The organism is Erwinia sp. 9145 (assembly GCF_000745075.1).
Lineage (GTDB): Bacteria > Pseudomonadota > Gammaproteobacteria > Enterobacterales > Enterobacteriaceae > Erwinia > Erwinia oleae.
Window position 1 is genome coordinate 1,000,469 of record NZ_JQNE01000001.1, and the last position, 14,285, is coordinate 1,014,753.

The following is a 14,285-nucleotide window of genomic DNA, read 5'->3' on the forward strand; positions in this document are numbered from 1 at the left end:
ATTACTCATTGAAGAAGGTAAGAAATGACTAATAAAATTGCAATAATAACAGGTATCACAGGTCAGGATGGCGCATATTTAGCTGAACTACTACTTGGTAAAGGCTATAAAGTATACGGTACTTATCGTCGTACAAGCTCTGTAAACTTTTGGCGTATTGAAGAATTGGGCATTAAATCTGATCCTAATCTTCACTTGATAGAATATGACCTCACCGATCTATCATCAAGCATACGCTTACTGCAAGAAAGTCAGGCGACGGAAGTTTATAATCTTGCTGCCCAGAGCTTTGTCGGCGTCTCATTTGATCAGCCATTAACCACTGCCGAAATTACTGGTCTTGGGCCGGTAAATTTGCTGGAAGCCATCCGCATTGTCAATCCAGGAATTCGATTTTATCAGGCCTCGACTTCTGAAATGTTTGGCAAGGTACAAGCTATTCCACAGAAAGAGGATACTCCCTTCTATCCACGGAGTCCTTATGGGGTCGCTAAGCTCTATGCGCACTGGATGACGATAAATTACCGCGAGAGCTATAATATTTTTGCTTCAAGCGGCATTCTTTTTAATCATGAATCGCCACTTCGTGGACAGGAATTCGTGACCCGTAAAATTACTGACTCTGTAGCCAAAATCAAACTTGGTAAGCTTGATGTATTAGAGTTAGGTAATATGGATGCTAAGCGAGACTGGGGCTTCGCAAAAGAATATGTGGAAGGCATGTGGTTAATGTTGCAGGCCGAGGAGCCTGATACTTTTGTGCTGGCGACCAATCGTACTGAAACGGTTCGTGACTTTGTCTCAATGGCATTTAAAGCAGCCGGTATTGAGCTTCGTTTTGAAGGTAAGGAAGATCAAGAAGTCGCCATTGATGTTGCAACTAACAAAGTTGTCGTGAAAGTTAATCCTAAGTTCTATCGGCCGGCTGAAGTCGAACTGCTCATCGGTAATCCGCAGCGCGCGAAAGATATTCTGGGTTGGGAGCCTAAAACAACGCTGGAAGAACTGTGTGCTATGATGGTTGAAGAAGATCTGCGCCGCAACAAACAAGGGTTCTCATTCTGATATGACTAATGGCAAAAAAGCACTGATCACTGGGATCGAGGGCTTTACCGGCCAATATATGGCAGCGGAGTTATCCGCTGCCGGATATGAAGTTTATGGTTTCGGTTCATCCCCCGCCCGCGAATCCTCAAATTATATTCAGGTCAATCTCACCAACGCAGCACAGGTTAAGCAAGCTATTGATGCAGTTCAACCTGACATCGTTGTTCATCTTGCTGCCATTGCTTTTGTTGCACACAGTGATCCTAAAATATTTTATGACGTAAATCTTTGGGGAACGCGTAATTTATTACAGGCTTTAGCCGAATCAACGAAGACGCCTGAGGCAGTTTTGGTCGCAAGCAGCGCAAATGTTTATGGTAATAACACACCGGGTAAATTAGCGGAGACGACGCCGACCAGACCGGCAAATGACTATGCGGTAAGCAAATTGGCGATGGAGTTTATGGCGGGCCTGTTCTATGACACGCTACCAATTATTATTACACGACCATTTAACTACACGGGCGTGGGTCAGGCAGAAAACTTTCTCATTCCAAAAATAGTTAAGCATTTTCGTGAGCGAAAAGAGATAATTAAGCTGGGGAACATCGATGTCTGGCGTGATTTTTCTGACGTGCGAGACGTGGTGAAAAGCTATTTAACGTTACTCAAATCCTCTTCTTTTGGCAACGTTGTCAATGTTGCTTCAGGTAAGATGTACTCTTTGCATGAAGTAATAGTGCTCTGTAAAGAGTTGACTGGCCATGACATCCGTATTGAAGTCAATCCACAATTCGTCCGACCAAACGAAATTAAAGAACTCTGTGGCGATATCACGTTACTGAATAATATAACGGGTAATAATTCTCCGAAAATTCCTCTCAGAGACACACTCAAATGGATGCTGGAAGCAAAAAAATAAACGTCGTTTTTTCTACGGATTGTATTAAATACCCTTTAACCGGTATTGGCCGTTACGCGTTTGAACTTGCAAAACAGCTTCAGAGAAAAGAAGAACTGATGCTGACGTACCTTCATGGCACAAAAGTACATGATTCACTGGTTGTCGCCAGTGAACCAGCTCAATCGGTTCAATCTCTCAAACGCACGTTACAAAAAAGCAAAGCCGTTAGTGAGATCTACCGCCTTACTTTTCCTGCTATGAAAACACTGGCACTACGGAATTTTAAAAACCATATATATCACAGCCCTAACTATTATTTACCCCCTAAAGTTAAGCATTGTGTTGCGACATTTCATGATCTTTCTGTTTTTCACTGGCCACAATTTCACCCAGCCGGTCGAGTTCATTTAATGCAAAAAGAGTTAAGAAAAACAGTTTCCCGTGCACCCATGTTGATTACTGACTCGTACTACACCCGGCAGGAGTTGATTGATTTTTTTGGTATTGAAGATAAAAAAATTGTCGTTGCTCCTCTTGCCTGCAATGAACAATTTCATTGTCGTAATGAAATTGATGTGCAAAATGTACTCAAAAAATACAATCTTAAGTGGCGAAGTTTTTTTCTCTATACTGGTACGATTGAACCGCGAAAAAATATACTTACGCTATTGCAGGCTTATGACAGTCTGGCTTCCCATGATAAAGCCGCATTTCCTTTAGTCATTAGCGGTTATAAAGGATGGGAAAATGAGAAGCTTTTCAAGCTATTCGACAAGGGCGAAAGGGAAGGGTGGCTGAAATATCCAGGTTTTGTCCCTGAAAAAGATTTGCCTGCTCTATTCAGCGCTGCTACAAGTTTTGTCTTTCCTTCGATATATGAAGGTTTCGGGTTGCCAGTGCTTGAAGCAATGGCATCAGGAACAGCTGTAATTTGCTCTAACAGTACTTCACTGCCTGAGGTGGCAGGGGATGCTGCATTAATGCATGATCCAGAAGATATAGATGCCTTGACTAATTATATCCAAATGATGATGGGTAACGCTTATGAAAAGCAACATATGATTGATAAAGGCCTCGCCCGCGCCCGCCAATTTTCCTGGTCATTGTGTGCGGACAAAACCATTGAAGCTTACCAGCAGGTCGCGAAATACATATGACTCGGGTTCTACATTGTTATAAAACATACTATCCTGATACTTTTGGTGGTATTGAACAGGTTATATATCAGCTTGCGGAAGGTGGAATCAAAGAAGATATCAGATCCGTGATTTTCACCCACAGTCCCAGTTTTGAAAATAAAAAAGAGGCCCTGGATAATCATCTTATTTATCGTGTAAAAACACTCTACGAGTTCGCTTCAACGCCATTTTCTTATTCAGCGATAAGACAATTCAAAAAACTTGCAGAGGATTCAGACATTATCCATTACCACTTCCCTTATCCCTTTATGGACTTCATGCATTTTGCAGCAGGGATAAAAAAGCCTTCGGTGGTAAGCTATCATTCTGATATTGTAAAACAAAAGACGCTGCTGAGGCTATATACCCCCTTAATGAATCGTTTTCTTTCCAGCGTAAATCATATTGTTGCGGCCTCGCCGAATTACGTTGAAAGTAGTCCTGTTTTGCAGCGATTTAAGGATAAAGTCGAAGTCATTCCTTATGGTCTTGATAAAGAGTTCTATCAAAACAACGATCCCGCCGTTTTACAAAAATGGCATGCAATATTCCCGAATGGCTTCTTCCTGTTTATCGGGACGTTTCGTTACTATAAAGGCCTGCATATTTTAATCGAGGCGGCAAGGAACAGCCGTTATCCGGTTGTTGTGGTAGGGGCCGGGCCGATTGAAGCTGAACTTAAGTCTCAGGCGCAGCGGTTAGGTGTGAACAATATCCATTTTCTCGGCGCATTAGAAGACAGCGAAAAGTCCGCCTTACTGCAATTATGTACTTGTCTGGTTTTCCCCTCGCACCTGCGTTCAGAAGCCTTTGGAATTTCGCTACTTGAAGGGGCTCTGTATTCTAAGCCGCTCATATCCAGTGAAATCGGTACGGGCACAACTTTCATCAATATTGATTCTGTAACGGGTTTAGTGGTTCCACCATCGGATCCTGCTGCTTTGCGTAAAGCAATGGATGAAATATGGAACAATCCTCAGTTAGCCAGCAGTTACGGCGCGGCTGCCCTGGCCCGCTTCGAGTCGCATTTTACCGCAGATAAAATGGTTAAAAGCTATAACAGGATTTATAAGTCATTGTTAAATAGGTGATTTTTATTATTAATTTCATCTGGCTATCAGACCAATTATTATCTTTAATAAGCTATTCTGAGTTAATCTACTCATCTTTTTAAAATGGTGTTACTTGTAACACCCTGCGAGACCATAAACAGGAGTATGTAATGTCCAAGCAGCAGATCGGCGTTGTAGGTATGGCAGTCATGGGGCGGAATTTGGCTCTTAACATTGAGAGCCGGGGTTACACTGTCTCTATCTTTAACCGTTCGCGTGAAAAGACCGATGAAGTCATCGCTGAGAACCAGGGCAAGAAACTGGCCCCTTTTTACACCGTTGAAGAGTTTATTGAATCGCTGGAAAAACCACGCCGTATCCTGCTGATGGTTCAGGCTGGTGAAGCGACCGATAAAACCATTGCATCGCTGACGCCACATCTGGATAAAGGTGACATTCTGATTGATGGCGGTAATACTTTCTATAAAGATACCATTCGTCGTAACAAAGAGCTGTCTGAACAGGGTTTTAACTTCATCGGTACGGGCGTTTCCGGTGGTGAAGAGGGCGCACTGAAAGGCCCGTCGATTATGCCTGGCGGTCAGAAAGAAGCTTATGAGCTGGTCGCACCGATCCTGAATAAGATAGCTGCACGCGCTGATGATGGCGAAGCCTGTGTGGCTTATATCGGCCCGGACGGTGCAGGTCACTATGTTAAAATGGTTCATAACGGCATCGAATACGGCGATATGCAGCTGATTGCTGAAGCCTATGCATTGCTGAAGAATGCGCTGGGACTGAACAACATTGAGCTGGCTGAAACGTTCACCAACTGGAATAACGGTGAGCTAAGCAGCTACCTGATCGACATCACCAAAGATATATTTACCCGGAAAGACGAAGAGGGTAAATACCTGGTTGATGTGATCCTGGATGAAGCGGCGAATAAGGGCACGGGTAAATGGACCAGCCAGAGCTCACTTGATCTGGGTGAGCCACTGTCACTGATTACTGAATCCGTTTTCGCCCGTTATCTTTCTTCGCTAAAAACTCAGCGTGTTGCGGCCTCTAAAATACTGAGTGGCCCGCAGGCTCAAGCCTTCATCGGTGACAAAGCGGAGTTTATTGAAAAAGTGCGTCGTGCGCTCTACCTGGGTAAAATCGTCTCTTATGCCCAGGGTTTCTCACAGCTGCGCGCGGCTTCAGAAGAGAACAACTGGGATCTGCATTACGGTGAAATTGCTAAGATTTTCCGGGCTGGTTGCATCATCCGCGCGCAGTTTTTGCAGAAGATTACGGATGCCTATGCTGAAAATGCGAGCATTGCTAACCTGCTATTAGCACCTTACTTTAAAGGTATTGCTGACAAGTATCAGCAGGCATTGCGTGATGTCGTCTCCTATGCGATTCAGAACGGCATCCCAACGCCAACATTCTCGGCGGCGATTGCTTACTACGACAGTTACCGTTCAGATGTGCTGCCTGCAAACCTGATTCAAGCGCAGCGTGACTACTTCGGTGCTCACACCTATAAGCGTATTGATAAAGAAGGTGTGTTCCATACAGAATGGCTCGACTAACCACTAAAAATGCTTCCCCAGGGAAGCATTTTTTTTCACATCAAAAATCCACGCTCAAATTCCGCCCCGCCATTATGTCCGCCATTGCAAACCTCTCTCTGAATGTCGTATACAGAATATCCGTCTTGCTCTGTCGATTAGGGCGTAATCATCACAAGATCGCTATTAGCGAGCGCTCCGGCTGCTTCAACGAAATTCGTAAAGTCACCCATACTCATAAATACATATTCATTATTAAAGTTGGAAATATTATATAAGCCATTTTGGGCGGGGGCGTTATTGAAGACGCCAACGTTCACAGGGAAAAATGCCCCTTTGCAGGGGCAAGTTTATTCAGCGCGGAACTTCAGAGACTTTTTCGACTTCATTCTGATTTATCTGCTGTTTGGTGCCATTAGCATCAATATAACCCAGTAAACCGGCTTCAGTTCCTTGTGGTTTACCATCGCTAATAATTGTGCGCCCATCTTTTGTGTGGATAGCGTAATTGCTGTGTGAGCAACCGGCCAGCGCAGCCACGGCAAGTAATGCAGCAACGGACATGCTTAACGTCTTTTTCATAGATACCCTCGTGATTACTTGTTTAAGAACGAGTTAAGTATAGCAGAAGATGGTTGAACATGATTTTTACCCCCGATAAGACTGTGAAGAATAAGGACGGCAGTTCTGCGGAAACGGTGCTTAACTTATTATTCATCTACCGGGGAGACGAGTTATGAATCGAGCTAAACTTGCAGAAACGTTGGGCCTGACTGAGGAAGAAATTGAAGTGCTGGGGCTGCAATCCACGGACTTGCAGGAGGATGCAGATAAATCAGGTGAGACATCGTACTCATACTATTTCACCGTACCGGAAACCACGCCTCAGCGCATATTGGGCAAAAAAGGGTGGTCGATAGGCGACCGTGTCGACGTAGACCCTGCGCTATTTCGCGAGCCCGATCGGGAATAAAATTAGCTAATCGGTAATATCACCTGTCTGTTATCACGAGGCGCATTTTCAGGTGCGCCGATGATGCCTAAAGCGAAAAATCCGGCTTAAATACGGACAAATCACTATTAAATCACCTCACTATTAACTGATACAGATTACAGGAATAACTAATTTTATTTCATTGTTAATCAACAGGTTATGTAAATCGATCGTTTTAAACGATCAATTCAGTGCAATCGATCGGTTATAACTGTTTGTTAAGTTTTTTTATTAAAACTATTGTCTGGAGAGCGTCAGTGTACCCGAGCATGGCACGCAGAAATTGCGCCAAACCGACCAGGGCTTAGCGCGCCTGCCGCTGACAGATAATCCTTATGCGTTTAACTGATAGCAGCACGACTTAACCCGCCGTTATCATTGACCGGCGTTTTGCCGGTTTTTTTTGCCTGATAGCAGGGCGCGCAGTCGATAGATACAACGGAAATGTGCAGGTGAATAAAAAAGAGGGGCCACAACAGTGTGTGACCCATTATGCATACATCAATTTTTTTCCGGCCAGGCCACGGCGGGAAGCCCATTCAGTTTAGGGCTGGCGAATAACGAACCCTGAAAATTATAAATACCGGCCGCTTCCAGCCACATCCACTCTTCAGGTTTCTCAACGCCCTCGGCGATAACGGAAATTTCCAGCGAAGAGCAGCACTTAATAATAGCCAGTATAATTGCCTGCTTAGGGCCGCTTTTATGTACGTCATTAATAATATGACGATCGATCTTTATTTTATCAGGCTGGAAACGGGTAAGCAGTAACAGGCCAGCCGAACCGGCACCAAAACCATCAATTGAAAGGCTGATACCGGCGGCTTTAAGCTTTTTAATTGCCGTTTCGAATGCATCAACGCGCGAAATGGTATCGCTTTCGGTAAATTCGACCACAATCTGCTCGGGCACGAAGCCATAAGCGTCGATCTCCGTCAGCAGAAACTCAACGGCGTCTGGCACCATCACCAGCGACATCGGCAGCAAATTAATCGATAAGGTCAGATGCTGAATATCCAGCTTCCGGGCCTGTGCAAAGGCCAGTTTTTTGGATTTCAAATCCGTCTCGTAGACATTTTCGCGCGGCAGGTTTGAAAGATAGTCTTCGGCTGAACGCCCGTCCAGGCCCTGCATGAGCGCTTCGAAAGAGACGATCTGCTGAGAAAAGGGATCGATGATGGGTTGAAACGTAAAGCAAAAGTCCTCAGAAGCATTCAACGCTGAATCGCCTTCGCGCATCTGATTGTCATCCGCTATAAACGCCCATGAATCGGCCGGCGGCACTTCGTAATAGTTTTCCTTCTCTCTCGCCTCAACAAAAGTGCGGAGAAACTGAAGAGCGCGATCATCATAGGTAAGCTGAAATTTCGATGTGCCTTTATCCAGCACTGATTGAAGCACCGAATCCTTATCAAAATCTCTGAGATCGAAAAGCTCCATGCCGACATTGCCAAAGCGACGTGAAGGCGCATAATCGCGCATTAATTCAACGACGTTATGATGCCGTTCGTCTTCACAAATGCGTCCATATATAGTGCGAACGGCTTCTTCCGGCCCTTCAAGCACCTGAAAAAAATGGGTGCCGTTAAAAAGTAAAATACCGGTGATGTCATATAATTCGTTGACTTTATTAGCAATAACTACCATTTCTTCCAGTTTTTTAACCGGAACCTCATCGCAGAGATGACTGCGATAGACGATTGTTGACAACATGCAGCATTCCAAATGATTACCTTTATGTCACATACATTACCAGAAGTGCTAATGGGGTTGTCCAGATCAATATAAGTAAATAATACGAAGCGCTTTGATAATAATAGGAAAAGTGTGCGTAAAATCAGAGGAATTAATGTTCCAATGAATAATAACCAGAAAAGCATTGAGAAAATTTGCGGTTGCCAGATTTTATACTACGCGTAAAATTGCCCCTTACACCTACCAGGGTTTAAGGCACATGAAGAACATTATCCTTAGTATGCTGGCAAAAATTTCCAAAATTGATGCCGAGAATAAAAAACTTTCCGCGCAGGTTGAGGCGCAGTCTCTGCTGTTGAGTGCATTGGTATTGACCGTAGGGAAAAACGGCGGCGTGACTGAAATGGTCGAATCAGTTAACAAAGCCATCAACTCAGTCCTGGATTCTTCTGACGAAATGATGAAAAGCGACGCGCAGCTGCTGTTAGCCGAATTTCATCAACTGCTCTCAATGACGCAGCTCATTGGAAAAGCGGATTCAGAAGTGGATAATGCAGCATTAAACGATCTGGCGAAAAACGCGCCCGACGCGTAACGCCGGCCATTGCTGATGCGCGCGTCTGACGATCTCTTTCTCCGCCTGTCGCAATCCTCCTTTCGGCAACGCTTCCACCTGGGCCGGGCGGAATACGATTATTGTCTGGAAAAAGGCGAGGCGCTGACAGGCGAACACGCCGCAGCGTTTATCCGGCAGCGTCTGGCACCCGGCGAACCCGCTAACGACGGCAAACAAACGCCGATGCGTGGGCATCCGGTATTCATCGCCCAGCATGCCACCGCAACCTGCTGTCGTCGCTGTCTGAGCAAATGGCACGGCATCCCGCAGCATCAACCGCTGACCCACGAGCAGCAGGCGTGGGTGGTGGCGGTGATAATCCGCTGGCTGCGCCAGGAGATGCAGCGGCCTGCGCCGAAAGCAAAAGCGCCCCGGTCGCGCGCCAACCCTGATAACCCGCAGCCTGACCTTTTTTGAATGCGCCATTTCCGGCGCATGCTACGATAGCAACAAAATGCTGAGGTCATTGCTATGAGAACCATTGTGCCCGTTTTGTCGCTGCTGCTGTTAATCACAGGCTGCACCTCTTCCGTCGGGAAAAATTTTGATGAAGCGCAGCTGGAAAAAATCCATAAAGGCGCCTCGACCAAACGCGATTTGGTCGCGTTGTTCGGCCACCCCACCTCTGAGACGCCATACCCGGAAGATCGCCTGATCCTGCTCTGGACCTGGGCGCAGGCGAGAACGCTCGACACCACGGAAGGAAAAACGCTGACGGTTGAACTGGATAAAGGCAGGGTAAAAAGCTATACGGTGAGTAAATCCTGATGGCAGGCGGGTTGCCGCCTGCCTCACTGTTACTTGTTCAGTGCGTCCTGCGCCTCTTTCAGTTCATCGCGCGCTTCATCCAGCTTCTCCTGCTTTTTGGCGATTTTCTTCTGGCTGCCGCTGTTTTGCGCTGCCATCAGTTCGCGTTCGCGCTCCGCCACTTTGCTCTGCTTCTCTGCGACACGCGCCTGGCGCTGCGTCAACAGTCCGCTGTCGGTGCAATGGTCGTTCACTTCCGCCAGCGCCTTTTGCAATCCGGCGAGACGCTGCGTGTTGCCATGCTGTTTTGCGTAATCAATCTGCTGTTCGATATCCTGTTTTTTCGCGGCGCAGCCGGTGGGTGCGGCGCTGGCGGGCAGCGCAATAAAGGTGAAAGCCAGTAGGCCCGCGGTATAAAAAGCGTTGGTTTTCATGTTCTCAGCTCCATTGGGGACGTGGTGGCGATTATAGTGAACTATCTTAAGAGTTTCTTAACACAGGACAAAACAAGGTGTTTTAACCGGATGTAAAGTGGTTCGGTTGCTGGTTTTACAGCCTGCTGCTACTCTGTCGCCGCGCTTTTTCGCACCACTCAGGAAGGACAATGCATGATCTGGCTGATGCTGTTAACTCTCGCCATTGTATTTTTTATCGGTTTTCGCGTGCTGCACTCGCGCACGCGGCGCGCGGTGAAAGCCTTAACGCGTAAGCTGAATATTGACGTGGTTTGGGTTGAATCGCTGATCGCCATGATGGGCAAAAACGCGGGCGAAGAGTTTGTGGATTATCTTACCGACGATAACGACGCGCACCTGGCAAATGCCGCCAGCGTGTTGCTGATTTATCAGACCTTTATCGTTGATGAATCGGAAGAAAATCTCATCGCCTGGCAGGCGGTGATGCGCAAGGCGCATTTGCCGGCGGCGTTGAGCATCGGTCACGTGCGGCTGGCGCTGAGTTTTCTGCGAGAAATTGAGCCCGATGCGCAGGAGATGCACGCTTTCCGCCAGCGCTACAATGCCCGCTTTGCGCCGGAAGAGGAGATACCCGCCAACGGCAACGTGTTCTCAATCCATTCCCGCCTGCATTAACCGGGCGAGCCGCCGGTTTAAAACAGCGCGGTTTCTGGCATTTCCTCGCCGCTGTGCCAGGTTATTTAGCGGAGGAGACGAAATGAAAAGAGATATTTTAAGCGAAGACGATTACGACGAAGTTTGCCGCGTGGTGGGCGATGCGGTGATCGTACTGGCCGAGAGCGGCCATGAGACGCCGCGCGGCGTGATCGCCGAACTGCTGAAAAAAACGCGTCAGCAGCGCGCCGACAGCGAGCGTGATGAGCAAAAGATCCTCGAACACGCTATCCGCCTGGTGAAGCCGTAAGCGCTTAACGACGGCGTCAGATCGTTGTGGCCTCGTTGCGGGTGATGATCGCCAGCGCCAGGCCGCGCGTCGGCGAGTAATTATCCGTCAGAAAGTTAATCGACGTGTGCTTAAACGTAAAGGCCAGCGTTCTCGCCCTGGCCGTTTCCCGCGCGTATTCGCAAAATGTCGGGCTGATATTCCACGGGCAGTCAATCACCAGCGTTGCCGGATTGAGCAACAGCATGATCTGGCTCAGCGCTTTGCCCAGCGCCTCGCCGGCCTCGCGCATAATGGCGTGGGTAACGTCGGGTGCTTCGTCGCGTTTTTCCCAACTCAAACCGGCCCGCGCGCGGGCAAAGCGCTGACGGATGGCCGGAATACTGATGATGGCCTCCAGACAACCCTGCTGGCCGCAGCGACACTGCGGCCCGTCGGCCACGGTGAGATGTCCGGCTTCGCCCGCCGTCCAGCTACTGCCGGTAAAGATCTCATTGCCGTTTAACAGCGCGCCGCCGGTGCCTTCGCCGACGCGTAAATAAAAACAGCTGCGCGCTGCGCCCTCATTGTGTCGGGGCAGTGACAGCAGCGCGGCGGCCCTGACCGGGTTCATCACCCTGACCGGTGCGCCAACGTCGCGCAGCGCCGACTGAACGTCAACGCTGTGCCAGTTAAGGTGAGAGGAGAGGTGAAGATAGCCACGTTCGGGATCGATAATACCCGGCAGCCCGACGCCGATGCCTAACAGTTCAGGATGCTGTGCAACCAGCTGGCGACAGAGGGCGTTGATTTCGCGCAGCACGCGTTGCGGATCCTGCGTATCCATCGGCCACGTCCGCGTATCAATCACCTCAGAGAAGTAGTCGCATACCGTGAGCTGCGCGCGCTCGCGCTCAATCAAAATGCCTGCGGCCTTCATCTTCTCCGGACGCAGAGCGATCTGGATCTTTGGCCGCCCGGCACCGGCCACCTGCTGTAAACCGCGCTCCTGCACAAGGTCGGCAGCGATCAGCTCCTCAACGATCAACGAAACGGTATTTTTACTGAGCGACAGCGCCTGTGACATATCCTGCCGCGTTGTAATGCGCTGCTGCCGCAGAAAACCCAGTGCCCGCTTGACGTTGTGCACGCGGAGCAGCGCGGGGCCTTTGCCAGATTCTTTCATCTCTTATCCACCCGAATTGCCTCCGGGCTAGTCTGGCAGGCCTGACGCGGGTTGTCATCCCACAACCTTGCGTCCCGCTTTGTAGGTCGCGCGCAGCGAGACGCCATGCGCCTGCGGCGAGAGCAGCAGGAAATCAGCAGGCGCACCGGCACGCAATCCCTGCTGCTGCGGAAGATTGAGCTGTTTTGCCGGCCGCAGCGAGGCCATCGCCAGCGCCTCGCCGACAGAGGCCAGATCGTTCTGTAACAGGTGGTTGACGCCGTGCAGCAGCCCACGCGCTGAACCGGCGAGCAGGGCAGGCGTTTCCGTCACCGCCAGCCGGCCGGATTCACTGAGCGTCACCCGTCCGCCGATCGGCGTCTGGTATTCGCCGGGCGGCATTCCGGCAAAGCAGGTCACGTCGCTGACCAGGAATGCCCGTTCTCCTTTGGCCCGCATGAATACTTTCAGCACCGCCAGCGGCAGATGATCGCCATCGGCGATCATCGCGCAGGCCAGCTCATCCTGCGCAAGCTGTTGCCAGATGTAGTTGGGATGACGCGGCAGATGCAGATGCGCACCGTTGCCCAGATGGGTGGAAAGCGACGCGCCTGCCGCAACGGCATCTGCAATTTGCGCCGCGCTGGCGCTGGTATGTCCGATGGATATCATCACGCCTTCGCCAACGCAGCGTTGAATAAACGCCGTGCTGTTCGCCCACTCTGGTGAAAGCGTCAGTAGCCGAATGCCGCCGCGCGCCGCCTGCTGCCAGCGTCTGAAGCGCGCGTCATCGGGCGCGCTGATATGCGCAAGCGGATGCGCGCCGCGCGGGCCATCTTCCGGCGAGAGAAACGGCCCTTCCAGATGAAAACCCGGTACGGCGGCCGCCACCACGGGTTGCTCGCGTGCGGCAGCCAGGGTGGACAGCGCCTGCTCAATCGACCTGTCGCTGGCGGTGATCACCGTGGGCAAAAAGGTGGTCACGCCCTGCTGCCAGAGCTTTTCGACCACGGCCGCCACCGCTTCCGGGCTGAAAGGATAATGGTTGAAGTCGATACCCGCGTAGCCGTTTACCTGAAGATCAACCAGCCCCGGAGCAATGAGCGGTAAAGGTTCCGTCGTATCGAGCGGCACAATCTTCTCAATCACCCCGTTGGCGGCGGTCAGCCTGATAGCCTGAAGCGAATCAGCGTCCCGTGCGTCAATCACGCAGTCAGCCATGGCGCGGTTCCTCAAACGCATCGTTATCGGTATAAAGCGTACAGTCGGGATGGCGGCGCAGAATCGTTGCCGGGCAGGCGGTGCTGACGGGCTGATGCAGCGCGTCGCTTACCGCCTGGCGCTTGCTGCGGCCCGGCACCATGCAAAACAGTCGGCGAGCGGCCATCAGTGCCGGAATGGTCAGCGTCAGCGCATGGCGCGGCACTGCGTCCAGCGTGGCGAAACAGCCGTCGTTAACCTGCTGCTGGCGGCAGAGCGCGTCAAGCTCCACCACCTTCATCAACTGCGGGTCGTTGAAGTCGGCCACCGGCGGATCGTTAAATGCCAGATGGCCGTTTTCGCCTATGCCCAGGCAAACGATGTCGACGGGCGCTTCAGCGATTTTCGCCGCATAGTCACGGCATATCGTCTCAGCATCACCCTCGGCGGGGATCGGCCACACGTCGCCGGGCCGCACGACGGCAAACAGATGCTGCGCCAGCCAGGTGCTGAACCGCTGCGCAGGCGGGCAGGCGGCACCCAGGTACTCATCCATATGAAAGGCTGTTACGCGCGACCAGTCGATGCCGGTTTCGCGGGCAAGCGTGGCCAGAAACTCAGTTTGCGACGGCGCGGCGGCAAAAATCATTCGCACGCGTGGCTGGTTATTCAGCAGATGCCGCAGATGTGCGGCGGCAGCTTTGCCGGCCTCGTGGCCGAGCGTGTGGCGATCGGCATACACCGCCACCTTCAGACGGTCGTAATGGCGGACAGGATGTGGCGTATTCAT

At 50.2% G+C, this 14,285-nt stretch carries 17 protein-coding genes; 11 read left to right on the top strand and 6 right to left on the bottom strand.

Annotated elements, in window-relative coordinates; genetic code table 11:
• The first annotated feature begins 24 nt into the window (after positions 1-24).
• From gmd to gndA, 5 genes are all read left to right on the top strand, one after another.
• Positions 25-1,065, top strand: coding sequence for a GDP-mannose 4,6-dehydratase (gene gmd / locus FA91_RS05020; RefSeq protein ID WP_034913155.1), 1,041 nt, complete (start codon positions 25-27; stop codon positions 1,063-1,065).
• Position 1,066: 1 nt separating this feature from the next.
• Positions 1,067-1,969 carry a GDP-mannose 4,6-dehydratase gene (locus tag FA91_RS05025; protein ID WP_034913157.1) on the top strand — a complete coding sequence of 301 codons (903 nt, stop codon included), beginning with the start codon at positions 1,067-1,069 and terminating at the stop codon, positions 1,967-1,969.
• Positions 1,945-3,108, top strand: coding sequence for a glycosyltransferase family 1 protein (locus FA91_RS05030; RefSeq protein WP_197060484.1), 1,164 nt, complete (start codon positions 1,945-1,947; stop codon positions 3,106-3,108). The genes FA91_RS05025 and FA91_RS05030 overlap by 25 nt, the downstream gene beginning before the upstream one ends.
• Positions 3,105-4,220 carry a glycosyltransferase family 4 protein gene (locus tag FA91_RS05035; protein WP_034913160.1) on the top strand — a complete coding sequence of 372 codons (1,116 nt, stop codon included), beginning with the start codon at positions 3,105-3,107 and terminating at the stop codon, positions 4,218-4,220. The genes FA91_RS05030 and FA91_RS05035 overlap by 4 nt, the downstream gene beginning before the upstream one ends.
• Before the next feature lie 131 nt (positions 4,221-4,351).
• Entirely contained in the window at positions 4,352-5,761 is a 1,410-nt protein-coding gene (gndA, locus tag FA91_RS05040) for an NADP-dependent phosphogluconate dehydrogenase (protein WP_034913162.1), read from the top strand.
• Between the two features lie 333 nt (positions 5,762-6,094).
• Here gndA and FA91_RS05045 read toward each other — a convergent pair whose 3' ends face one another.
• Positions 6,095-6,322 (bottom strand): YgdI/YgdR family lipoprotein, encoded by a 228-nt coding sequence (locus FA91_RS05045; RefSeq protein ID WP_034913165.1) that lies wholly within the window; start codon positions 6,320-6,322, stop codon positions 6,095-6,097.
• A 154-nt stretch (positions 6,323-6,476) separates the two neighbouring features.
• On the opposite strand from FA91_RS05045, the gene FA91_RS05050 reads away from it, so the two are divergent.
• Positions 6,477-6,713: a hypothetical protein gene (locus FA91_RS05050; protein WP_034913168.1), complete on the top strand. Its 237-nt coding sequence runs from the start codon at positions 6,477-6,479 to the stop codon at positions 6,711-6,713.
• A 522-nt stretch (positions 6,714-7,235) separates the two neighbouring features.
• On the opposite strand, the gene FA91_RS05055 is transcribed toward FA91_RS05050, so the two are convergent.
• A complete protein-coding gene (locus FA91_RS05055) occupies positions 7,236-8,447 on the bottom strand; it encodes a diguanylate phosphodiesterase (protein ID WP_034913171.1) in 1,212 nt (403 codons plus the stop codon).
• A gap of 241 nt (positions 8,448-8,688) precedes the next feature.
• Here FA91_RS05055 and iraP point away from each other — a divergent pair, with 241 nt between their 5' ends.
• From iraP to FA91_RS05070, 3 genes are read left to right on the top strand one after another with little or no spacing between them, the layout of a single operon-like run.
• A complete protein-coding gene (iraP, locus tag FA91_RS05060) occupies positions 8,689-9,024 on the top strand; it encodes an anti-adapter protein IraP (protein ID WP_034913173.1) in 336 nt (111 codons plus the stop codon).
• Positions 9,025-9,039: 15 nt separating this feature from the next.
• Positions 9,040-9,462 (top strand): DUF4186 domain-containing protein, encoded by a 423-nt coding sequence (locus FA91_RS05065; RefSeq protein ID WP_034913175.1) that lies wholly within the window; start codon positions 9,040-9,042, stop codon positions 9,460-9,462.
• A 54-nt stretch (positions 9,463-9,516) separates the two neighbouring features.
• Entirely contained in the window at positions 9,517-9,813 is a 297-nt protein-coding gene (locus FA91_RS05070; RefSeq protein WP_034913177.1) for a hypothetical protein, read from the top strand.
• A gap of 29 nt (positions 9,814-9,842) precedes the next feature.
• Here FA91_RS05070 and FA91_RS05075 read toward each other — a convergent pair whose 3' ends face one another.
• On the bottom strand, positions 9,843-10,226 hold the full coding sequence (locus FA91_RS05075; RefSeq protein ID WP_034913180.1) for a DUF1090 domain-containing protein: 384 nt from the start codon (positions 10,224-10,226) through the stop codon (positions 9,843-9,845).
• 174 nt (positions 10,227-10,400) lie between these two features.
• Between FA91_RS05075 and FA91_RS05080 the strand changes: the two genes are divergently transcribed.
• Positions 10,401-10,883 (top strand): DUF1198 family protein, encoded by a 483-nt coding sequence (locus tag FA91_RS05080; protein ID WP_034913183.1) that lies wholly within the window; start codon positions 10,401-10,403, stop codon positions 10,881-10,883.
• Positions 10,884-10,965: 82 nt separating this feature from the next.
• On the top strand, positions 10,966-11,172 hold the full coding sequence (locus FA91_RS05085; RefSeq protein WP_034913184.1) for a DUF2767 family protein: 207 nt from the start codon (positions 10,966-10,968) through the stop codon (positions 11,170-11,172).
• Positions 11,173-11,188: 16 nt separating this feature from the next.
• Here the strand turns inward: FA91_RS05085 and FA91_RS05090 are convergent, their stop codons facing one another.
• The 3 genes from FA91_RS05090 to FA91_RS05100 are packed head-to-tail and all read right to left on the bottom strand — an operon-like array spanning position 11,189 to position 14,285.
• Positions 11,189-12,316: an ROK family protein gene (locus FA91_RS05090; RefSeq protein WP_034913186.1), complete on the bottom strand. Its 1,128-nt coding sequence runs from the start codon at positions 12,314-12,316 to the stop codon at positions 11,189-11,191.
• A gap of 54 nt (positions 12,317-12,370) precedes the next feature.
• Positions 12,371-13,516 (bottom strand): amidohydrolase family protein, encoded by a 1,146-nt coding sequence (locus tag FA91_RS05095; protein ID WP_034913187.1) that lies wholly within the window; start codon positions 13,514-13,516, stop codon positions 12,371-12,373.
• Positions 13,509-14,285 (bottom strand): 6-phosphogluconolactonase, encoded by a 777-nt coding sequence (locus tag FA91_RS05100; protein ID WP_034913189.1) that lies wholly within the window; start codon positions 14,283-14,285, stop codon positions 13,509-13,511. The genes FA91_RS05095 and FA91_RS05100 overlap by 8 nt, the downstream gene beginning before the upstream one ends.